The following is a 21,750-nucleotide window of genomic DNA, read 5'->3' as shown; positions in this document are numbered from 1 at the left end:
TTCCATTACCTTTCACGAACCTATAAAAACAACAAATAATGCCAAACGACCATTAATTTTGCTACAATATGTAATAACAAGAAAAAATTTGGAGGATTTATTATGTCAAAAGTAAACCAAGACCTAGCGACTAAAACACAACAATTTTTAGATCAAGCTACAGCTGAAGAAATGACGATCGTTTCTAATTTAATTGATGGATTATCAGAAAAACGGGACGGGAAGTATCATACATACTTAGCAGCTATAACTCAGATTTCATCGTGCTTTTTGGAAAATGGCGACTATGAAATCAAGCTTCCCATTCAACCACTTATTATGAACCCTCTAAATATGCTCCATGGGGGAATGACAGCAACCCTATTAGACACAACGATGGGTTCCTTAGTCAATCGTTCTCTGCCAACGGACTTAGCCGCTGTTACATCAGAAATGAATATCCATTTTATTAAACCAGGTGTAGGTGAATATGTTCGATGCATTGCAACCATTACTCATCGCGGTACCCACACCTATATATCAGAAGCAAAAGTGTACGATGAACGCGAAAAACTGATTGCCATGGCAACTGGCACGTTCTTCATTCTTAATAAACCAACTCAGTTAAAATAAAGTCCGTATTCGCTTTATTTAATATATGTGTCTTCACATGGTCGTTCCCTAGCTCTTCGGCTCCATTTTTCATTTGAGCACTCACGATTCTATTACCATCTTGTCGACAAATAGACAAATAAAGAGAGTGTATCAAAAAAAAATGATACACTCTCTTTAACTGAGAGACTGAAAAAGGTGAAAATCACCTATTTCAGTCCCCTCTCTATGATTGCCATGGAGTCATAAAATTTTGAGTATAATGCTCTCGATATACTCCGACCCCTAAATGAGTAAATTCTTCATGTAATAAATTCACTCGATGGCCTTCACTATTTAGCCAACCTTCAACAGATGCGACCCCATCAACATATTTAGCAGCTATATTCTCACCAGCTAACATAAACGGAACGTCCCCTCTCTCAAATCGATCAGACACTTCCCCATAATTCGGAGACGTGTGTGAGAAGTATCCATTTTCACTCATATCTTTGCTATGAAGATAAGCAACAGATGACACTTTCACTTCCCACTGAAAAGGATCTAGTTCATGTCGCGATCGGATCATATTTGTAAAATCAAAAATTTGTTTCGCATTGCCTTCTTCTATTTTAGCCCACTCTTCATCTGTAAACGTTGGACGTTCAGGGGGAGCCCCACGATAAGAAACAGAATATGGTCTTTGTTTAATTAAAACATCATCTTTTACAATTCTCAAACTAGATAGCTTCTCTGTATACGTGTCAAAATAAAACTGTACCCAGACATCATCGACCTTTCCAAGTGGCCTCATCTCAAGATCTTCTTTCGTTAATTCAAACTGATACATCCCTCCATCACTTGAACTCACATTAACTTTTTCTTTAAATTGCAACATGTCATTTATTTCATGATAGGTTTGACCAAGAGAAAGAGATTGCCCTCTTAGATCTCCTGTTAAAAATACAGTCACAACCTCATCATTCTCAATTCCAATTTGCATGTAGGAGCTATTAGAATCAGGGTAAATCCACCAATCGTAACCATATGCGGACATATCTATTCGCTCAGGATCACCAAACTCTTCTAATATGGATTCAGAAGATAAACCAATAAATCGTTCATGTTCTTTAAATGAGGGAAGCAACTCTTTATGGCTTTCGGTAGATTCAACAACAAATGTCGACGCTTCTTCGACTTCAAGTGTTTCTTCCTCTATAGATACGTTTTGTTGAAACCACTCTGCTATTTGTCCCTCGAAGACAGATTCAAATACAACAAGCGAGACAAATACTAAAAGGCTTCCTACCACAACATATTTTTTTCTCATATTTCTCCTCTCTCTTTCTAGTACTTAAATATTAGCAATCATTATTACCACACAAACAGCATTTTACTCTCTTACTGTATTCGTAAAAGGGATCGTATTTTCCTTTCACTAACTATGTAAGGTTGTGTCGCATCCATTGACAATCGTGTCGATAAACGATTAGCCATAAAACATTCATGATTAATACGTTGCAACTGAAGGGTTTTCATACTATCATAAGTAGAGTACATATTTGAGAATGAATTGGAGGCGGATTCGTAGTGAAATTTGAACATATTGAACTTGCGGACAAAGAATTAAAATTTGAAACACTTCGTTACGCTGCAGAATCAATTGGCTTTATTCATGCTGGTCAATGGGATTATCAACGTGTAACATTCGATTACAAAATCGTTAATCAAGGAGATGTCTACTACCTTCGTTTACCTGCTTACGCAATTAAAGGAGATATCCCTAAAGACGATGCAATTGTAAAGGTTATGACACCAATGTTAGGGAAACACTATTATCCACATGGTGTAGAATATGAGGGAGAAGATTTTCCTAAAGCGATTGTGGACAAATGTAATAAAAAGCTTGAACTACTTCTTAAAAATTTAGAAAGCTAATGAAAAATAAGACAACGAGGCATATGCCTCGTTGTCTTATTTTCTTGCTTTTATCGTTATAATACGAAGAGAGTCATTTCCTCCACGTACGATTTCAAATCGCAAACTTCGCGTAACTTCATTTTTAACCCCATGTTCATTTATCGTCACAGTCTCGTTAACGTCTGCATGTAATTCTCCAATTTCATCTTCATATACTGCCTCTACTTCAAATAGATTCAGTTCTTTTGTTGTGTTCTCTCCATGTAAATCACTCGTATACCGTCTGACTGAGTGATAAAAGCTGTTATTGGTAATTAAATAAGGTTCAAGATGATTAAAATCACCCGTGTTAACTGAATGAATCATTTCTTCCTTGTATGATTGTAAAAATAATGCGACTTCCTCTGCTTCTTCTCCTTCAAGTAACGTTAACTGTTCCGGTTCTGAAGAACTACAAGCAGTAGCCAGGAAAACAAATAGCAAAAGTAAAACAGTAATTTTTTTCATTATTATCTCCTTGCTTACAAATTAGCCTACGAATGATTATACCATTTAATTGAGTACCTACGTAACTGAGAAAAGTGACGACTTTAGGAAATTAAGTCATTGCCCTGTTCATCTTATTGTCTTCGTACTATAATGTAAATAGTATTTCTGGAGAGGAGTCTCAAATTGGCAGCATTTATGACAAAGAGAACATTCATTATTATTTTAACTATCCTTGCTATTTTGCTTGCAGCTTATTTTATATTGCCAGTATCCATTCCGCTTATTGGCGCATTTATCACAGCACTAGTATTAACCCCGGCTGTAACAGCTTTACACAAACGAGCTAAACTAAAAAGAAACATAGCTGTGATGATTGTATTTACGTTATTTATTCTGTTTATTGGTCTAGCTGGCTACTACATTACAACACAAGCTGTAACACAAGGCACTCAAATTGTCGAAAACTTACCACAATATATTAACGATATTAATCGCGCTTGGCTTAATTTCCAAAGAAACTTGGAAGAAGAATATCAAAGTCTTCCTCCAGATCTTGTCCAAGAAATTAACCTACAAGTTACTCATACATTAAATTCATTTCGTACAACGATAAGTGAACGGAACTTAATTAATGACCTTGCAAACGTCATTACAAGCATTCCAGGCTACTTAGTTACCTTTATCGTTTATCTAATTGCATTGTTTTTGTTTATGTTAGAATTGCCGTCACTTAAAAATAAGGCGTTTACGTATTTATCTGACAAGACGAAAGACAAAGTGAATTTCATGACATCAAGATTAACGTATGTTATTTGGGGCTTTTTTAAGGCTCAATTCTTAGTCAGCATTATTATTTTCATTGTCTCCTTAATAGGACTCCTGCTCATCGTTCCTGAATATGCCCTACTTATGGCATTTATCATTTGGCTAATTGATTTCATTCCCTTAATTGGCTCTATCGCGATATTAGCACCATGGGCAATCTTTCAATTTATTGCGGGCAATGCCAACATTGGAACACAGCTTTTAATTTTAGCCGCAATTTTGTTAATTATTCGCCGGACAGTCGAACCGAAAGTGATGGGACAACAAATTGGACTCTCTCCACTCGCCACACTTATTGCGATGTATTTGGGACTGATGTTCTTTGGCGTGATGGGTTTTATCATTGGGCCCCTTCTTGTCATTGCTTTTACATCAGCTAAAGAAGCTGGCATTATTAAGCTTAACTTTAAAATTTAAAACAGTGTTTTTATAGTTTTCCATTGTGCTACAGTCACCACACCAAGTAGTCGACTGACTGTAGCGCAATGACCCTTAAGGAAAACAATACAGTCGTAGCACCTTATAAAAAAGAACTTAGCCAAATATATTGGTTAAGTTCTTTTTTTAGACTTTATAGATACTGGATTAGATCATTCTCTTAGTAATATGGAGAAATCATAATATATACAATAACACCCGTTAAACTCACATATAACCAGATAGGCATCGTCCATCTTGCAATTTTGCGATGTCGTTCATTTTCCATATTCCATGCTCTAGCAACAGAAGTCAGAGCTAGAGGCACGATAATAGCTGCTAATACAATATGAGTAATTAAGATGAAATAATAGATGCCAGCCATTACTCCACTTCCACCATAAGGGGTGGATGCTGATAAGAAATGATGAGCCACATATGTGACAAGGAAAAGCGTAGTTGTCGCAAATGCTGCATAGATAAAACGACGATGAAGAGTGACATTTCTTTTCAAAATTGCTATTAAAGCAGCTAACAAAAACAAAAATGTAAAGCTATTAAAAATGGCATTCATTAACGGCAAAATTTTCACGTCAAATGCTGTAAAGTTGTCTACCCCTGGTAATCCAGCAAGCAACGCTACTAATCCATTAATTAAAATCGTTATAATGATGATGGCTGGCTTATAATTGCGCTTTCGATGAGGTTGTCCTAATACCTCTTGATTATGTTGATGGTTCATGTCATCACGCCTTTTTTAGATTTCATACGTGTCTATTATACATCATATTAATTGGACAGACATCTAGTAGCTTTTACAATATAATGAACAAAAAGAAGGTGATTCTATATAGAACCACCTTCTTTTTTTATCGTTAATACTTTGTAACACCTAATAACAACATTAACGCTGCTATCGTTGGTACTGTTACAAAAATTCCAGAAATCATAAACGCTGTCGCCCAGCCGTGATCTTTATCTTTAAGATGCATAAAGAAGATCAACTGAAGCGCGAGTTGTACGACCGCTAATAACAAGATAAACGGAATTGCAAATGAGCGTGGAATAATATCTGCTCCAACAGCTAAAAACGACATAATCGTTAAGAAAATCATTAAAGCAAAAACGACAATTTGCTTGCGAATTTCTTTACTCGTTTGACGTTTCTCTTCTTCTGTCATCGCACTTTTCTCAAATGGTGTACTTAAGTTATCTGCCATGAACTAGCCCCCCTTATACTACTCCCATAAGATAGACAACCGTGAAGATGAATACCCACACGACATCAATGAAGTGCCAGTATAAACTAGCTAAATAAAACTTAGGAGCATTCGTTAATGTAATCCCACTCTTATTGTAGCGGATAAGCAGGACAATAATCCAACAAAGTCCAAAAGCAACGTGAGCACCGTGCAGTCCAACAAGAGAATAGAAAGATGAAGCAAACGCACTTGTCGTAAAGCCTAAACCATGGTGAACATACTCGTAGAACTCATAAATTTCAAAGCCTAAGAAAGCAAGACCTAATAAGACCGTAATCCACATCCAAATCTTGAATGTGCCGAACTTATTTTTCTTCATTGCAAACATAGCTAATACACTTGTTAAACTACTCGTTAAAAGGATCATTGTCATAATAAAGACAAGTGGAAGATGGAACATCTCTTGTGAAGAAGGCCCATCAGCGATTCCGTTACGAAGACCTAAATACGTACCAAAGAAAGTCGCAAATAGAATCGTTTCACCACCAAGGAAGAACCAGAAACCGAGAAATTTGTTTTTACCTTCTAATGTCGCTCTCTCCGGATGTGAAGGAAGCCCTTTTGAAGTATCTACATGACCCGCCATTTCTTAGTTACCTCCTTTCTTTAGATCCGCTTTTACTTGTTCAACAGGAACATAATATCCATGGTCCTCTTTCACAGAACGAACAAACATAGCACCAAAAGTAATAGCCAAACCACCGATCGTAACAAACCACGGACTAACAATTGGGTTTTCCATGTTCATCATAATAACACCGAAACCAGCAAAGAATAGACCAACAGCGATGATCAATGGCAGAATGGAACCATTCGGCATATGGATCGCTTGTACTGGTTCAGCCGGCTTCATTTTTCCATCACCATGAATTTTTTCATAGAATAATGGGTCAAGTGAACGAACTTGTGGAGTTTGTGCAAAGTTATACTCAGGTACAGGAGTTGGAACAGCCCACTCAAGTGTACGAGCATCCCATGGATCTGCAACTGTTACGCGCTCACCTTTGAACGCTGAATAAATGACATTAATCACAAGCAGTATGATAGCTGCTGACATGAAGAATGTACCAATTGTACTAATAAAGTTAAATGTATCAAGACCTTGATCTCCAAGATATGTGTATACACGACGTGGCATACCCATTAGTCCTAATAAATGCTGAACGAAGAACGTTAAATGGAATCCAATATAGAAAATCCAGAAAAACAATTTCCCTAAAGTTTCATTCAACATATGTCCAAACATTTTTGGATACCAATAGAATAAACCAGCAAATAAAGATAATACGATACCACCAACAATAATGTAGTGGAAGTGAGCTACAACAAAGTACGTATCATGGTAAAGATAGTCAACTGGTGCCATTGCTAACATAACCCCTGTTACCCCACCAAGTACGAACGTTGGTACGAAAGAAGAAGCAAATAACATCGCTGTATTAAATGTAATCTTCCCGCCCCACATTGTAAAGAGCCAGTTAAAGATTTTGATACCAGTTGGAACCGCAATCGTCATCGTTGCAATCGCAAAGATTGAGTTAGCCACAGGTCCCATACCTACTGTAAACATATGGTGAGCCCAAACCATGAACCCTAAGAAAGCGATAATCATCGTTGCAAATACCATAGCAGTATATCCGAAAAGACGCTTTCTAGAGAATGCAGGGATAACCTCAGAAATAATACCAAAAGCAGGTAATACTAGAATATATACTTCTGGGTGTCCAAAGATCCAGAAAATATGTTGCCATAAAACAACATTACCACCCATATTCGGAATAAAGAACTGAGCATCGAATACACGGTCAAACATTAAAAGAGCAAGACCAGCAGCAAGTGGTGTAAAAGCAAATAAAATTAATGTAGAAGAAATGAATGACGTCCATACAAATAATGGTAAGCGCATCATTGTCATTCCTGGTGCTCTCATATTAATGATCGTAACTAAGAAGTTGATCGCTGATACAAGAGTACCAATACCTGATACTTGAAGTCCTAATACATAAAAGTCAAGACCTAAACCACCGTAATCACGGCTAGAAAGTGGTACATACGCAGTCCAACCTGCATCGGGTCCACCACCGAAGAACCAACTCATACTTAATAATAAACCACCTGATAAGAAAATCCAGAAACCAAGTGCATTGACAAATGGGAATGCAACGTCACGTGCCCCAATTTGTAATGGTATGACATAGTTCATAAATGCAAATAATAATGGTGTGGCGGCTAAAAATAGCATGATCGTACCATGCATCGTAATGAATTCATTAAATGTTTGACCACTTAAGAAATTCATCTCTGGATACATGAGCTGGATACGCATAAAAAGCGCCATCACCCCAGCTTTTACAAAGAAAAGCGTCCCTGCAATCAAGTACATGATTCCAAGCTTTTTATGGTCAACCGTTGTTAACCAATCCCAAACAACGCTTTTTTCCTGTTTTTGTGCAGCCAAAGGGTTTACCTCCTTTATTGTCTATTTTTAATTGTTTTGTACATCTAAAGAACGAAGGTAAGCAATAAGCGCTTCCATATCTTGATCGCTCATATCTGGGAATGCAGGCATGTTGTTTCCTTGTTTTAGAGACTCTGGATCACGAATCCATGCTTCAAGATTCTCATCAGTGAACTCTAAGTAACCTGCAATTACTTCACGATTTGCAAAATCTGATAAAGCTGGTCCTGTAGCAGAACCCATTCCACCAACTGCGTGACAACCAATACAGCTAGCTTCGAATACATCGCGCCCTTGTTGAGCTAATGTTTCAGTAGGCTCTTGTACTTCAGCTTGCATACCAGCAACCCAAGCATCATACTCATCACGTTCAAGAGCAATAAGTTTAAAGTCCATTAATGCATGTGAAGGTCCACATAGTTCTGCACACTTTCCTTTAAATACACCTGGTTCATCAGCTTCCAACCACATATGGTTCGTAATTCCAGGAATCGTATCTAATTTACCACCTAGTGCTGGTACCCAAAATGAGTGCATTACATCTTGTGCATGTAATTCGAAAATGACTTTCTCTCCAACTGGAATATACACTTCTTGACCAGCTGTAAACCCTTCATTTTCATAATCAAATTGCCACCAGAATTGGTGTCCCGTCACCGTAATGTAGACCGTATCTTCACCGATCTCTGGATCTGGTTCAGTATCTGCTAACATAAATTGTCCCGTAATAGTCGGAACAGCTAAAATCGTTAACAAAATAATTGGGATAACAGTCCAAGTTATTTCTAATGCCGTATTTCCATGTACTTGTTTTGGAATTTCATCATCTCCTGGAGCACGACGGTACTTAGCAAGAATAATGAAAAAGATTGCAAATACGACAATTGTCACTAGGGCCATAATGTACAACGATAGTAACATGTTGTCAAAAAGCCATTGTGATTGTGGTCCCTTTGGATCAAGGGCAGTTAAGTTCGTCTCTCCCAAACAACCCGTTAATACAAACACGAGCAATGAAAGAGGTAGAAAACGCCATGCAGTTTTCCAAAGTTTCATCTGACAATCCAACCTCACTTTCGTTACGTAGTTAATACTACTATTAAGATATATATCTATAGTCATTATTCATTTTAATACTTCTAAAGAAACACATTAGAGATGTGTGCATTATTAAATATGAACAATAACCATAAGAACAAATAAAATAGTTAAATAGTTGAGCGAATACACAAACATTAATCTCGCCCATTTTATGTCGTCTTTCATTTTAAAACCTGCAAATCCTAGAACAACCCAACCTAGGCCAAGTAATGCAGCAACGACTGTATAAACAATCCCAAAAGGATACAACATAAGCGAAACTGGTAATAAGGCAATGACATAAACGACCATTTGACGTTTTGTCACTTCAAACCCAGCAACAACGGGCAACATCGGTATTCCTGCTGCTCGATACTCCTCTACACGCTTCATTGCAAGAGCAAGAAAATGTGGTGGTTGCCAAAAGAACATTATAAAGAACATTACCCAGGCAAATGTGTGTAAACTGCCATCAATAGCAGCCCAACCAATTAGTGGAGGGACAGCACCTGAGAAGCTACCAACTATTGTATTTAGCGTGGTAGTACGTTTTGTCCACATTGTATAGAGTACAACATATATAAATAACCCAATTAATCCAATGACAGCTGCTGTTGCAGTTGTCAAAGCTAAAAAGATTAATCCTAATGCAGCTTGAAGTAGTCCGACAACTAAAACGTGGTTAGCACTAAAACGACCAGTGACAGTTGGACGATCTTTCGTCCGTTCCATAATATGATCGATATCTCGGTCAATGTAGTTATTTAACGTACATCCACCTGCCATCACTAGGGCTGCACCAATTAATGCAAAGAACATCGTTGCTAGATGTGATCCTAATCCCACTCCTGTATAGACAGCAGCTAAATATATACCGGCAAACGTAGTAATCAAGTTTGACGTAACAATCCCCTGTTTGGCAAGTACTAAGTAATCCTTCCACGACTTTTGCTGACTAACTGCAACTGATGAATCAGGACTAGGAATAACTTCTGATGAGTCCAACACAGTATTAGTCTTATTCATCAATTCTTTCACCCCCTTTGTAGAGTCAACCAAATCGAGCACTTTTTAAAAGGCTAAGATACAGAATTCTCTCTTCTTACATGTGCTACAAGTCACATTATATCTTAAAATCTATTTTGTTTCATTAAAATCATGAGTTTCACATTATCTTCACATTTAGCAACAGCCATAAAATATTCACTCTAGTAAAATTGACTTTTCTCACGTTTGTTTTTAATATCAATGAGAAAGCCATAAAAGATTCCCTTGCTAACTCTAGCATATATCTTACCAATTTTATAGAAGGAAAGGTGAATTGAATGCATAAAAAATTAAAAGTTTTTGGCATTCTGTCCTCAATCGGTCTCTTAATTGTCCTTTTACAAGGTGCACTCGTTACAAAAACGGGTTCCGGTGAAGGCTGTGGTGCTACGTGGCCGTTATGTTTTGGAGAGGTTATTCCAGTAAACCCTGCTATCGAAACCATTATTGAATATAGTCATCGGATTGTTTCAGGTTTTGTTGGGGTCATGATCATTATATTGGCCATCTGGTCTTGGAAGCAGTTAAAACATATGAAAGAAACAAAGTTTATGTCAATCGCTGCAGTAGCACTGATTATTTTTCAAGGGTTACTTGGTGCAGGAGCAGTTGTATTCGGGCAATCTAAAGCGATTTTAGCTTTACACTTTGGTATTTCTGCTATGTCTTTAGCCTCTGTTGTCTTATTAATGATTCTAGCTTTTGAAGATGGAAAACCTAGACAGATTGCGCCTAAAGTTACATCGGCTTACAAGGCATTCTTCTTTTTTGTTATTACGTACTGTTATTTAGTTATTTACACAGGTGCTTATGTAAAACATACAGACTCAGCATTAGCTTGTGCTGGTTTTCCTCTTTGTAACGGAATGATTTTCCCTGGTTTATCTGGTCCAATTGGGGTTCAATTTTTGCACAGACTTGCTGGAATCTCATTAGCTATCTTCATTTTAATTTTAATGATTTGGACGATTGGTAGCTTCAGAAATGAAATTGTTCTAGTTTGGACAAGCGTTATCGCCTTTGTTCTAATTGTTCTTCAGATGCTTACTGGAATTTCTGTTGTCTTTACTCAAAACGAAATTCTTTCCATTGGACTTTTGCATGCCCTTATCATTTCTGTTCTCTTTTCCAATTTAGCTTATATGGGCATGATTCTTCTTCGAAAACCAAGTAAATAAAACGGAAAAAAATGACAGCATTTAGCTGTCATTTTTTCATTTATTGCCCATTTTAATAAATTTTATACATTGATCATGTGGATTTACTCCAATTCAATGAGCAAATCTCCAGTCGAAATTGGCTCCCCGTCTGTTACATAACTTCTTTAATCACCCCATCAAATTGGGCTTGAACAGTCGTTTCCATTTTCATCGCCTCTGTGATCATTAAATGATCACCTTTTTTAACTTGATCGCCTTTTGAAACGAGCGTTTTGACAACCGTTCCAGGCATCGTTGCACCAATTTGGTTCGGATTGTCTTTATCTACTTTTGGACGGACCACAGATGATGTTTGAACATTTAAATCTTTTATTACAATTTCACGTGATTGACCATTTAATTCAAAGTACACAATTCGCGTACCATCCTCTTTGGGTTTCGATATAGAAACAAGTTTAACAATTAACGTTTTACCTTGTTCAATTTCTACTTCAATCTCTTCACCTAAACGTAACCCATAGAAAAACGTAGGTGTATCTAATACCGAGATGTCTCCAAATTGTTGACGGAATTGATCAAACTCCATAAAGACCTTCGGGTACAATGCATATGAAAGAATATCATGACTTGTCACCTGACGATCTAACTTATTAAAAAGCATCTCTTTAATTTCTTGGAAATCCACTGGTTCCATCGTTTCCCCTGGACGGCCCTCAAGTGGTTTTCTACCTTTTAGAACAATGTCTTGAAGTTTTTTAGGGAACCCTTGGTACGGTTGCCCCAATTGACCTTGGAACAGTTCAATGACAGAGTCAGGAAAATCAAGCTTATCTCCTTTTTCATACACATCTTCTTCTGTTAAATCATTCTGGACCATATAAAGCGCCATATCACCTACAACTTTAGATGATGGTGTAACTTTTACGACATCCCCGAACATGTCATTTACGGTGCGGTACATCTTCTTCACTTCATTCCAACGTTCTCCAAGCCCAACTGCTTTTGCTTGTTGTTGAAGGTTACTGTATTGTCCACCTGGCATTTCGTGTTCATAAACTTCAGTATGCGGTGCGTTCATTCCGCTTTCAAAACCTGCATAATATTTACGCGTATAATCCCAGAATTCCGCTAATTGCTCATACGATTGCACATTTACATTTGGTTGACGTTTTGAACCACTCAGAGCATAGAACAAGCTATTGGCACTTGGTTGAGACGTAAGGCCTGCCATTGAACTCACAGCTACATCGACAATATCTACCCCTGCTTCAATAGCACGAGCATACGTAAACAACCCATTTCCACTTGTATCATGTGTATGCAAATGAATTGGAATGTCAATTGTACTTTTTAACTCTGTAACTAATTGGTAAGCAGCCTCAGGCTTTAATAATCCAGCCATATCTTTTATGCCTAAAATATGTGCACCTGATTGTTCTAGTTCTTTTGCTAAGTTTTTATAATACGTTAAATCGTATTTTGATCTATTCGGATCTAAAATATCACCTGTGTAACACATCGAAGCTTCCGCAATTTTTCCACTTTTCCGTACAGAGTCAATCGCCAACGTCATTCCTTTAACCCAGTTTAAACTGTCAAAAATCCGGAAAACATCAATACCCGCATCAGCTGACTTTTCTACAAACTCCTCAATGACATTATCAGGATAATTCGTATACCCAACTGCATTGGATGCTCGTAATAACATTTGGAATAAAATATTTGGAGCTTTTTTCCTTAATGTAATTAATCTCTCCCAAGGATCTTCATGTAAAAATCTCATCGTAACATCAAATGTAGCTCCACCCCACATCTCCATCGAGAAGAGATTAGGTAGCATACGTGCTGTTGGTTCTGCTATTTGTTTAAGATCATGAGTTCTTACTCTTGTTGCCAATAAGGATTGGTGAGCATCACGGAACGTCGTATCTGTTAGTAATACTTCCTTTTGATTCTTAACCCATCTAGCTAGACCTTCTGGGCCCTGCTCATCTAGAATTTGTTTTGTCCCTGTAGGCATCGGTTCTGTATACTTCACTTTAGGAATTGGAGCTTTCTCAAGAACAGGCTTTTGCGTATTTTCAAGCCCTGGATACCCATTTACGATCGTTTCACCGATAAACGTTAACATCTTTGTCCCACGGTCTTTTCTCTTTGGAAAAACAAATAATTCAGGTGTTCGATCAATAAACGACGTATTATATTCTCCATTCAAAAATTGCGGGTGCTGTACAACATTTTCTAAAAAGGCAATATTCGTCTTAATCCCTCGAATACGAAACTCTCTTAAATTTCGTAGCATTTTCGCTGCTGCACTTTCAAACGTTAATGCCCATGTGGAAACTTTAACAAGAAGTGAATCATAATAAGGTGTAATTACAGCTCCTTGGAATCCGTTTCCTGCATCCAACCTCACACCAAATCCGCCACCTGAACGATATGCATTAATACGACCGGTATCTGGCATAAATCCATTACTTGGATCTTCTGTCGTTACACGTGATTGAATGGCAAAACCACTGCAGATAATCTGCTCCTGTGCCGGAATACCTAGTTTGGCTCCATGCAGATGTTCACCATCAGCGATTAATAATTGAGATTGGACAATATCTATACCTGTCACCATCTCTGTTATTGTATGCTCTACTTGAACGCGTGGATTTACTTCAATAAAGTAAAATTCTCCTGTATCTGTAACGAGAAATTCTACCGTTCCAGCATTTACATAATCAATATTCTCCATCAGCTGAACAGCAGCATCACAAATCTTTTTACGAACATCTTCCCCAAGAGAGACGCTCGGTGCAATTTCAACTACTTTTTGGTGCCTTCGCTGGACTGAGCAGTCTCTATCATGCAAATGAACGATGTTATGATGCTTATCGGCTAGAATTTGCACCTCAATATGCTTTGGATTTTCAATGAATTTCTCAACATACACTTCATCATTTCCAAAAGCTGACTTTGCTTCAGACTTTGCTCGATTATATGACTCAACCACATCTTCTTCGCTGCGGACTATGCGCATGCCTCGTCCACCACCGCCAAGAGATGCTTTTATAATAAAAGGAAATCCATGTTCATTTGCAAAAGCTTGTACTTCTTCCACATTATGTACTGGACCATCACTCCCTGGAATAACAGGTAAATTCGCTTTTAAGGCTTGTTCACGTGCTTGCACTTTGTCACCAAACATGACTAAATGTTCAAGTTCTGGACCAATGAAAATAATCCCTTCTTCTTGACAACGAGTTGCAAAATCAATGTTCTCGGATAAAAATCCATAACCTGGATGGATCGCATCAACATCATGCAACTTCGCTATTTCAATTATTCCCTCAATATCTAGATACGCTTCAATCGGTTTTTTTCCTTCACCAACTAAATAGGCCTCATCCGCTTTATAGCGATGATATGCTCCGGAATCCTCTTTTGAGTAAATGGCAACCGTACGAATATGCAACTCTGTACAAGCTCGAAAAATACGGATGGCGATTTCCCCTCGGTTTGCGACCATTACCTTTTTGATGTTCGTTAATCCATTCATTTTTTGCCCCTCTTTCCTAATGATCTCGTCTTTCCCCATTAAACATTTGTCTTTCTTGTTCATCTCACCAAAGACCAATGACCTATTGAAATCACTGCTCTTTCCGCTTTATTCTAGTATAGATAAAAGCGCAATCGCTTGGCAATCTTTTTTTAATACTATGGACAACTCACAAAAAAAAAATAAAAGCCAGCTATGAATAGATAGCTTGGCTTTTATTTTCCTACAGATGCCTCATGCAAGTCATCTAATTTGCGTTGTAACTCACCTAATATTTGTTTGCCATTTTCTTCATTGACTAAACCTAAGCGAACAGCAAAATCAATTTCTCTTGACAATCCAAACATTTGTGTATCAAGAACCTCTTCATAGAGAGGACATTGGGGCATCGTTAAATTCTCCAACTGCACTTCGATGAGTTGACGAATTTTATCCGCATCTGATTTCAGAAGGGCATATGCTTTTTCTTTATCTCCAGTCACCATTTCTGCTGACATGTTGATCCCCTCCTTCGTGAATTTTCCTTGTCTTAATAGTATCTTTTTCAAATGAAAATTGCAACGATTTTAACAGAGTTAAGGAGGCTTGTCTGTGTTAAAAGATACTTAAATGGTATTTGGCTGATAATAATTCCAATAATTTCATTCCGGCAATGCTATTTCCTTTGTCATCCAAAGCTGGACCATATAACCCAATTCCTATCCCACCTGGGACAGCCCCTACAATTCCACCTGATACTCCGCTTTTTGCCGGAATTCCTACTCTTATCGCAAATTCACCAGATGCATTATACATCCCGCAAGTGACCATAAATGTCTTCACTAAGCGCGCGATCTCAAAAGGGATTATCGAATAGTTTTTATCAGGATGTTCTCCGTGGTGCGCTAAAGCAAAGCCGATTTTCGCTAGATCTTCGCAGTCAACCTCTATAGCACATTGCTTCGTATAAAAATCAAGTAAAACATCGACATCTCCATTAATCACACCGTGTTGTTTCATAAAATAAGATAAGGAACGATTTAAATCAGCTGTATCAAACTCCGACTTAGCTACCTCAGCATTATAAGTAATAGATTGATTCCCACTCAACTCTCTAACAAATTGAAGAAGTCTATCTAGTTTTTCTTCATTCGAACTCCCTTTAATAAGGGAACTAACGGCTAGAGCTCCCGCATTGATCATTGGATTTAGGGGTTTAGACGGGATGTGCGACTCTAGTTTCGCAATGGAATTAAACGGATCTCCAGTCGGCTCCATCCCAACTTTACTAAAGACCACCTCTTCCCCATGGTCCATTAAAGCAAGAGCTAATGTTAAAATTTTTGAAATGCTTTGTAATGTAAATAATTTCCGATGTTGCCCTTCACTAAAACATGTGTCATGACCATCAAAAATAGCGATTCCTACATCTGTCGGATTAGCCTTTGATAGTGCCGGAATATAATCGGCCACTTTTCCATGATGAGTATAACGTTCAACTGTCTCAACCATCTCTTTCAAATCAGTACCATAGTGACAAACCACATAACCACCCCGAAATTTAAGTTTTGAAGCTAGTAGTAAAAGTGACAAAACCCTAAAAACGCTTTATACTTTAAACTGTCTAATTTATTATGAATGATACTTATCTTTTTAAGCTTACTCTAATTATTTTCTCCATTACAAGCAATACCATTTATCACGACTATTTTTTGAACATCAGATTAATCAATAGGAGGGATTATGATGCAAGAATTTGTTTTTTTCATAGAAGGAGAAGTTGGTCATCCGTTAACAATTGATCCAACGGTTTGGATTTTCGACGAAAGAAAGGTAGACTTAGATACATATTTTGATGAGATAAAAACTAGAGATGATGAGGAGACAGCTTATAAAAAGGCCATTTCTGCTCAGTGGGATAAGGAGATTACAGAGGGTTCTGCCCCGCCACGCCCAAATAGCAATGGCAATGAAATTAAATACGAAAAACAAAAATTAATTAATGGGTCATTCGGGATGCCTCTTAAGCCGTTCCTTGTAAATGCAGAACCAAAAGAAACAGCTAAAAAGGTTGAACTAATTGGAGCTAACGGTTCACGTCACACCGTTGAACTCAGTGAAGCATTAGATGGTATCGTTGCTTTTTCATATAGGGGAAAGCCATTAAAGGAAGATGGCCCCATTCATTTTTATTATGGAGATGGATCTAATCGTACAGAACCTATTAAAAATATATGTAAAATCATTCTTTTATAATGGATGACTCCGAAAATCACACTGCAGCCTGCTGCAGTGTGATTTCTTCATGTAAGCTTACAATAAGTCAGCCGCCAACTGAGCTAACCCCGAACGCTCACCTTTCACTAACTTAACATGGCCACTTACTGTTTGATCTTTAAATTTTTCAACTACATAAGTAAGACCATTGTTATATTCATCTAAATAGGGATGATCAATTTGTTGCGGATCTCCCATTAAGACTATTTTGCTTCGCTCACCTACACGTGTTAATATGGTTTTCACTTCATGCTTTGTTAAGTTCTGAGCTTCGTCAATAATGATAAACTGATCGGGTATGCTTCTTCCCCTTATATAAGTTAAAGCTTCCACTTGAATAGAACCCATTCCAGCTAAAATGTGATCAAGCTCACCTGGCTTCTTTGTATCAAATAAAAATTCCAGATTATCGTAGATCGGTTGCATCCACGGTCTAAGCTTCTCTTCTTTCTCCCCAGGTAAATAACCAAGATCTTTCCCAAGGGGTACAACCGGTCTTGCCACAACAAGTTTTTTGTACTTCCCAAGGTCCTCAGTTTGCATCAATCCAGCGGCTAGGGATAATAGCGTTTTTCCTGTACCAGCTTTCCCTATCATCGTCACAAGGCTAATATCATCTCGCAACAATAGTTCAAACGCCATTTTTTGCTGAACATTTCTAGCCCGAATTCCCCATACATGATCCGGTTCACTTAAAAATGGTTTTACTTTCTTTCCATCCGGCTCGACTTTCCCAAGTGCAGAACTCGAACTACCTAACGCATCCTTCATAATAATAAATTGATGAGGATAAAATGGGTGTTTTGCTAGCTCCGAAATCGCAATTTCACCATTGGAATAAAACTTCTTCATTATATCTGCATCGACAAAAATTTCTACATACCCTGGGTAAACGGAGTCAAACTCTACGACTCGATCACTCAGAAAGTCTTCTGCAGGTAATCCTAATGCATCCGCCTTTACTCTTACTAACGCGTCTTTACTTACAAGAATGACACTTCGGCCATCAACACGCTCTTGTTCCTCAAGCATTAAATTTAAGGCTACAGCAATAATCCGATTATCATTTGTCATTTCAGCAAAGGAATCTTTTAGTCTTAAGAAGGACCGGTGATTCAATTCAACTCGTAACGTTCCACCTGATTCAATCGGAACCCCTTCATGTAGCTTCCCCATACCCCTTAGGTTATCTATTAGCTTCGAAAATTGACGTGCATTTCTACCAATCTCGTCCATGTAGCGTTTCTTCGAATCAACTTCCTCTAAAACAATTGCTGGAATCACTACTTCATTGTCCTGAAATGAATAAATAGAGTGAGGATCCTGTAAGAGTACGTTCGTGTCCAATACGTAGATTTTTTTCAACATTCCGCCTCCTGACTAAAGAATCGTTTATCAACAACATCTTACTATTAAGTTATGCTAATTGAACAAGTTGGTCCAAACTTTTAGACAATTGTTCAACACCTTCTTATTATTGAATGTATGTTCAAGCCATCGAAGTTAGACGAGTGAAATCAAAAAACAAAAACAGTTTGTACAAAAAAATCCAAATAACCGCCACCAACTTAGCGATTATCTGGATCAATGTCTTTACGATTTTTTCTTTAACGCAGCCATTACTTGTCGATCGAGTTTTGCTGCAGCTTCTGCATCATAGGTTTTTTCATACGAAGGGACCTTTGTCATTCTTGCACCATAAAACATCACATCACGAACTTCTTCAATGTTCATTTCAATAAGGGCTAGTTTTAACGGTACCTCTTCCATCTTTTCTGTTATCACTTTCGCAGATCCAGAAATAGAATAAGTCGATCCATTCCCGATTAGTGTTAAAACGACCCCTTCCGTCGCTTGAATGTTTTTCACTATTCGTGAACGGTTATCAATAGCAAAGCGTACGGTTTTGGAATCTGTTGCAAAAACCCACGAAATGGCATTAACGTTAGGGACGTTTTTTTCGTGATCCACTGTCGCAAGCGTTACATAACACTCTTTTTGTAACAAAGGCAAGATATCATTGGTTAATACGTGTTCAACTTGGTTACCCATATTAAAACCTCCTAAGTCATGCTACATATTCATCATGTTTATCATACCATTTTTTTCAGCGAACGTTGAACGCTTTAAATAATTCTTGTATGACCTTATCATTTTACAACGAATTGGTTTTTTCTTTCTAGAAGATAGCTTTTTTTGTCCGTATTGCTTACAATGGAATGAGAACGGAGTGGTTGGACAAATGAGAGTGAAATGTGTACTTTGTGATAAGATTGATAAACTAGATGATCAATTGCCACTAGCAAAGCGTTTACGAAATCGCCCTATCCACACATATATGTGTGATCGTTGTTATGAAAGAATTAAAAATCGAACAGAGGCCAGAAAAGCATCAAATTCTTTTCAATTAACCGTTGAAACAAAAGAAGAGAGTGATTGGATTTAAAACCAATCACTCTCTTTTTACGCTTATTCTTTTTCTTTTCGATGTTTATGAAGCCTAAACCGATACATCCCAAGCACGATACCTGAAATGATTAATACAGCAATGATCGGAGCTCCAAATGCAAATTCCAAAAACCACATAACAAAACTACCGATCACTAGTAAAGCATAAACAACGGCTTTTTTTAGAACTGGCAACTCTCTCGCAAAACCTAAATTAAATACAACAATGGTCAATAAGACGACAACCAAATATGATATAAAACCATACCAAGGGTTCTCTGCCGTCATCCGCATCATCCACGTTAATGCTTCTAATTCTTCTTCTGTGAACTGGTTGTCCATACTATCACCAACTCTTTACTTTGCTGCAAGCTTTCTGCGTTTTTCCTCACGCTCACGCTCTGATTTTACTAGAATTTTCTTACGAAGGCGAATAGACTCTGGTGTTAATTCGCAATATTCATCTTCATTTAAGTACTCAAGTGCTTCTTCTAGACTCATAATACGCGGTTTTTTCATCGTAACTGTATTATCTTTATTCGCAGAACGGACATTTGTTTGTTGCTTCATTTTTGTAATATTAACAGCCAGATCATTGTCACGAGTATGCTCACCAACGATTTGCCCTTCATAAATTTCTGCACCTGGTTCAACGAATATCGTTCCTCGATCTTCCACTTGCATAATTCCATACTGACTTGTCTTCCCTGTTTCCATTGATACTAGAACACCTTGACGACGGCCACCAACTTGTCCAGGAGTAAGTGGTGCATAACTGTCAAACGAGTGGTTAATAATTCCATACCCACGAGTTTGTGATAGAAATTCAGTCGTATAACCAATAAGACCACGTGCTGGCACTAAAAACTCTAGACGAACTTGTCCACTTCCGTTGTTCGTCATATTAAGCATTTCACCTTTACGTTCTCCAATAGATTCCATAACTGACCCTGTATACTCTTCTGGAACATCAATCTGAACGCGCTCCATCGGCTCAGATCTCACACCGTCAATCTCACGAATAATAACTTCAGGTTTCGAAACTTGAAGCTCATATCCTTCACGACGCATGTTCTCAATAAGAATAGACAGATGAAGTTCACCACGACCTGAAACGATCCACACATCTGGAGAATCTGTATTTTCTACACGAAGACTTACATCTGTTTCAAGTTCTGATTTCAAGCGTTCCTCAAGCTTACGACTTGTTACAAATTTCCCTTCACGACCTGCGAATGGACTATTGTTCACTAGGAATGTCATTTGAAGAGTAGGCTCATCAATACGTAAAATCGGAAGAGCTTCTTGATGCTCAACAGGACAAACAGTCTCCCCTACGTTGATTTCTTCCATTCCAGAAATTGCAATTAGGTCTCCTGCTTTTGCTTCCTGAATTTCCGTACGCTTTAACCCTAGGAAACCAAACATTTTCGTAACACGGTATTGCTTCACAGAACCATCAAGCTTCATTAACGCAACTTGTTGTCCTACTTTAATCGTTCCTCTAAACACACGACCAATCCCAATACGCCCAACATAGTCATTGTAATCAAGCATGGTAACTTGGAATTGAAGAGGCTCGTCACTATTATCAATTGGAGCAGGAATGGTTTCAATGATTGTATCAAACAATGCAGACATATTCTCATCTTGTTTGTCTGAGTCCATGCTTGCTGTTCCGTTAATCGCAGAAGCATACACAACTGGGAATTCTAACTGATCTTCGTTTGCTCCTAAATCAATAAATAGATCGATGACTTCATCCACTACTTCAGCTGGGCGGGCAAAGTCACGGTCAATTTTATTCACAACAACAATTGGCGTTAAATTTTGTTCTAACGCTTTTTTAAGAACAAATCGAGTTTGTGGCATACATCCTTCATACGCATCAACGACTAATAATACGCCATCAACCATTTTCATAATACGTTCTACTTCTCCACCGAAATCAGCGTGTCCAGGTGTGTCCATTATATTTATACGTTTGTCGTTATAATTAATTGCCGTATTTTTAGCAAGAATCGTAATTCCACGCTCTTTCTCAAGTGCATTGGAGTCCATCGCACGTTCGTCAACTTGCTCATTTTCACGGAATGTACCCGATTGTTTTAATAGTTGGTCAACTAAAGTAGTTTTTCCGTGGTCAACGTGGGCAATAATTGCGATGTTACGTATATCGTTACGAATTGTCATTTTTTTCTCTCCTTATTTCGTTCATTAACTGTACAAGTATATCATAAATTCCCTTCAAAGAAAGTATTATAAAAAAAT

At 37.8% G+C, this 21,750-nt stretch carries 20 protein-coding genes and 1 pseudogene; 6 read left to right on the top strand and 15 right to left on the bottom strand.

The window, feature by feature from the left end; translation table 11 throughout:
• Positions 1-102: 102 nt before the first annotated feature.
• Positions 103-612, top strand: a complete 510-nt coding sequence (locus tag JCM9140_RS00105) for a PaaI family thioesterase (protein ID WP_034740674.1) — start codon at positions 103-105, stop codon at positions 610-612.
• A 205-nt stretch (positions 613-817) separates the two neighbouring features.
• On the opposite strand, the gene JCM9140_RS00100 is transcribed toward JCM9140_RS00105, so the two are convergent.
• The gene (locus tag JCM9140_RS00100; protein ID WP_034740671.1) at positions 818-1,900 is read right to left on the bottom strand and encodes a CAP domain-containing protein; all 1,083 of its coding nucleotides are present in this window, start codon (positions 1,898-1,900) and stop codon (positions 818-820) included.
• Between the two features lie 260 nt (positions 1,901-2,160).
• Between JCM9140_RS00100 and JCM9140_RS00095 the strand changes: the two genes are divergently transcribed.
• Entirely contained in the window at positions 2,161-2,508 is a 348-nt protein-coding gene (locus JCM9140_RS00095) for a YugN family protein (RefSeq protein WP_034740669.1), read from the top strand.
• Between the two features lie 36 nt (positions 2,509-2,544).
• Here the strand turns inward: JCM9140_RS00095 and JCM9140_RS00090 are convergent, their stop codons facing one another.
• The gene (locus tag JCM9140_RS00090; protein ID WP_034740666.1) at positions 2,545-2,997 is read right to left on the bottom strand and encodes a TcaA NTF2-like domain-containing protein; all 453 of its coding nucleotides are present in this window, start codon (positions 2,995-2,997) and stop codon (positions 2,545-2,547) included.
• A gap of 165 nt (positions 2,998-3,162) precedes the next feature.
• Here JCM9140_RS00090 and ytvI point away from each other — a divergent pair, with 165 nt between their 5' ends.
• Entirely contained in the window at positions 3,163-4,221 is a 1,059-nt protein-coding gene (ytvI, locus tag JCM9140_RS00085) for a sporulation integral membrane protein YtvI (protein WP_034740665.1), read from the top strand.
• 181 nt (positions 4,222-4,402) lie between these two features.
• On the opposite strand, the gene JCM9140_RS00080 is transcribed toward ytvI, so the two are convergent.
• The 6 genes from JCM9140_RS00080 to cyoE form a co-directional block, all read right to left on the bottom strand.
• Positions 4,403-4,963, bottom strand: coding sequence for a DUF420 domain-containing protein (locus JCM9140_RS00080; RefSeq protein ID WP_034740662.1), 561 nt, complete (start codon positions 4,961-4,963; stop codon positions 4,403-4,405).
• Between the two features lie 133 nt (positions 4,964-5,096).
• Positions 5,097-5,441, bottom strand: coding sequence for a cytochrome C oxidase subunit IV family protein (locus tag JCM9140_RS00075; RefSeq protein WP_034740660.1), 345 nt, complete (start codon positions 5,439-5,441; stop codon positions 5,097-5,099).
• A gap of 13 nt (positions 5,442-5,454) precedes the next feature.
• Positions 5,455-6,069, bottom strand: a complete 615-nt coding sequence (locus JCM9140_RS00070; RefSeq protein WP_034740658.1) for a cytochrome (ubi)quinol oxidase subunit III — start codon at positions 6,067-6,069, stop codon at positions 5,455-5,457.
• Positions 6,070-6,072: 3 nt separating this feature from the next.
• Positions 6,073-7,941 (bottom strand): cytochrome c oxidase subunit I, encoded by a 1,869-nt coding sequence (gene ctaD / locus JCM9140_RS00065; RefSeq protein ID WP_034740656.1) that lies wholly within the window; start codon positions 7,939-7,941, stop codon positions 6,073-6,075.
• A 27-nt stretch (positions 7,942-7,968) separates the two neighbouring features.
• Positions 7,969-8,997, bottom strand: a complete 1,029-nt coding sequence (coxB, locus tag JCM9140_RS00060) for a cytochrome c oxidase subunit II (protein ID WP_034740653.1) — start codon at positions 8,995-8,997, stop codon at positions 7,969-7,971.
• Between the two features lie 114 nt (positions 8,998-9,111).
• Complete coding sequence (gene cyoE / locus JCM9140_RS00055; protein WP_034740649.1) at positions 9,112-10,047, bottom strand: heme o synthase; 936 nt, start codon at positions 10,045-10,047, stop codon at positions 9,112-9,114.
• 299 nt (positions 10,048-10,346) lie between these two features.
• Here cyoE and JCM9140_RS00050 point away from each other — a divergent pair, with 299 nt between their 5' ends.
• Entirely contained in the window at positions 10,347-11,246 is a 900-nt protein-coding gene (locus JCM9140_RS00050) for a COX15/CtaA family protein (RefSeq protein ID WP_034740648.1), read from the top strand.
• 83 nt (positions 11,247-11,329) lie between these two features.
• Here the strand turns inward: JCM9140_RS00050 and pyc are convergent.
• The 3 genes and pseudogenes from pyc to glsA all read right to left on the bottom strand — a co-directional run bounded on the left by pyc (position 11,330) and on the right by glsA (position 16,299).
• Positions 11,330-14,775: pseudogene (pyc, locus tag JCM9140_RS00045) on the bottom strand (pyruvate carboxylase).
• Positions 14,776-14,990: 215 nt separating this feature from the next.
• Positions 14,991-15,272, bottom strand: a complete 282-nt coding sequence (locus tag JCM9140_RS00040; RefSeq protein ID WP_034740645.1) for an Fpa/YlaN family protein — start codon at positions 15,270-15,272, stop codon at positions 14,991-14,993.
• A gap of 97 nt (positions 15,273-15,369) precedes the next feature.
• Positions 15,370-16,299: a glutaminase A gene (glsA, locus tag JCM9140_RS00035; protein WP_439644253.1), complete on the bottom strand. Its 930-nt coding sequence runs from the start codon at positions 16,297-16,299 to the stop codon at positions 15,370-15,372.
• Between the two features lie 201 nt (positions 16,300-16,500).
• On the opposite strand from glsA, the gene JCM9140_RS00030 reads away from it, so the two are divergent.
• On the top strand, positions 16,501-17,010 hold the full coding sequence (locus JCM9140_RS00030; protein ID WP_034740644.1) for a hypothetical protein: 510 nt from the start codon (positions 16,501-16,503) through the stop codon (positions 17,008-17,010).
• Between the two features lie 57 nt (positions 17,011-17,067).
• On the opposite strand, the gene JCM9140_RS00025 is transcribed toward JCM9140_RS00030, so the two are convergent.
• Both JCM9140_RS00025 and JCM9140_RS00020 read right to left on the bottom strand, forming a co-directional pair.
• Positions 17,068-18,399 (bottom strand): PhoH family protein, encoded by a 1,332-nt coding sequence (locus JCM9140_RS00025; protein ID WP_034740642.1) that lies wholly within the window; start codon positions 18,397-18,399, stop codon positions 17,068-17,070.
• 225 nt (positions 18,400-18,624) lie between these two features.
• Positions 18,625-19,083: a pyridoxamine 5'-phosphate oxidase family protein gene (locus tag JCM9140_RS00020; RefSeq protein WP_034740640.1), complete on the bottom strand. Its 459-nt coding sequence runs from the start codon at positions 19,081-19,083 to the stop codon at positions 18,625-18,627.
• Between the two features lie 190 nt (positions 19,084-19,273).
• Here JCM9140_RS00020 and JCM9140_RS00015 point away from each other — a divergent pair, with 190 nt between their 5' ends.
• The gene (locus JCM9140_RS00015; RefSeq protein WP_034741264.1) at positions 19,274-19,477 is read left to right on the top strand and encodes a YlaI family protein; all 204 of its coding nucleotides are present in this window, start codon (positions 19,274-19,276) and stop codon (positions 19,475-19,477) included.
• Between the two features lie 23 nt (positions 19,478-19,500).
• Here the strand turns inward: JCM9140_RS00015 and JCM9140_RS00010 are convergent, their stop codons facing one another.
• Together JCM9140_RS00010 and typA are read right to left on the bottom strand one after the other, a co-directional pair.
• Complete coding sequence (locus JCM9140_RS00010) at positions 19,501-19,821, bottom strand: YlaH-like family protein (protein WP_034740639.1); 321 nt, start codon at positions 19,819-19,821, stop codon at positions 19,501-19,503.
• Positions 19,822-19,836: 15 nt separating this feature from the next.
• Positions 19,837-21,672: a translational GTPase TypA gene (typA, locus tag JCM9140_RS00005; protein WP_034740637.1), complete on the bottom strand. Its 1,836-nt coding sequence runs from the start codon at positions 21,670-21,672 to the stop codon at positions 19,837-19,839.
• Positions 21,673-21,750 lie beyond the last annotated feature (78 nt).

The sequence above is a fragment of the Halalkalibacter wakoensis JCM 9140 genome, from assembly GCF_000513095.1.
GTDB lineage: Bacteria > Bacillota > Bacilli > Bacillales > Bacillaceae_D > Halalkalibacter > Halalkalibacter wakoensis.
This window is presented reverse-complemented; position numbering and strand designations above follow the sequence as displayed.

What these genes read in the sequence shown, in the direction of transcription:
- JCM9140_RS00105 (WP_034740674.1), top strand. Translation starts at nt 103, where the DNA reads ATGTCAAAAGTAAACCAAGACCTAGCGACTAAAACACAACAATTTTTA.
- JCM9140_RS00100 (WP_034740671.1), bottom strand. Translation starts at nt 1,900, where the DNA reads ATGAGAAAAAAATATGTTGTGGTAGGAAGCCTTTTAGTATTTGTCTCG.
- JCM9140_RS00090 (WP_034740666.1), bottom strand. Translation starts at nt 2,997, where the DNA reads ATGAAAAAAATTACTGTTTTACTTTTGCTATTTGTTTTCCTGGCTACT.
- JCM9140_RS00080 (WP_034740662.1), bottom strand. Translation starts at nt 4,963, where the DNA reads ATGAACCATCAACATAATCAAGAGGTATTAGGACAACCTCATCGAAAG.
- JCM9140_RS00075 (WP_034740660.1), bottom strand. Translation starts at nt 5,441, where the DNA reads ATGGCAGATAACTTAAGTACACCATTTGAGAAAAGTGCGATGACAGAA.
- JCM9140_RS00070 (WP_034740658.1), bottom strand. Translation starts at nt 6,069, where the DNA reads ATGGCGGGTCATGTAGATACTTCAAAAGGGCTTCCTTCACATCCGGAG.
- coxB (WP_034740653.1), bottom strand. Translation starts at nt 8,997, where the DNA reads ATGAAACTTTGGAAAACTGCATGGCGTTTTCTACCTCTTTCATTGCTC.
- cyoE (WP_034740649.1), bottom strand. Translation starts at nt 10,047, where the DNA reads ATGAATAAGACTAATACTGTGTTGGACTCATCAGAAGTTATTCCTAGT.
- JCM9140_RS00050 (WP_034740648.1), top strand. Translation starts at nt 10,347, where the DNA reads ATGCATAAAAAATTAAAAGTTTTTGGCATTCTGTCCTCAATCGGTCTC.
- JCM9140_RS00040 (WP_034740645.1), bottom strand. Translation starts at nt 15,272, where the DNA reads ATGTCAGCAGAAATGGTGACTGGAGATAAAGAAAAAGCATATGCCCTT.
- JCM9140_RS00030 (WP_034740644.1), top strand. Translation starts at nt 16,501, where the DNA reads ATGCAAGAATTTGTTTTTTTCATAGAAGGAGAAGTTGGTCATCCGTTA.
- JCM9140_RS00025 (WP_034740642.1), bottom strand. Translation starts at nt 18,399, where the DNA reads ATGTTGAAAAAAATCTACGTATTGGACACGAACGTACTCTTACAGGAT.
- JCM9140_RS00020 (WP_034740640.1), bottom strand. Translation starts at nt 19,083, where the DNA reads ATGGGTAACCAAGTTGAACACGTATTAACCAATGATATCTTGCCTTTG.
- JCM9140_RS00015 (WP_034741264.1), top strand. Translation starts at nt 19,274, where the DNA reads ATGAGAGTGAAATGTGTACTTTGTGATAAGATTGATAAACTAGATGAT.
- JCM9140_RS00010 (WP_034740639.1), bottom strand. Translation starts at nt 19,821, where the DNA reads ATGGACAACCAGTTCACAGAAGAAGAATTAGAAGCATTAACGTGGATG.
- typA (WP_034740637.1), bottom strand. Translation starts at nt 21,672, where the DNA reads ATGACAATTCGTAACGATATACGTAACATCGCAATTATTGCCCACGTT.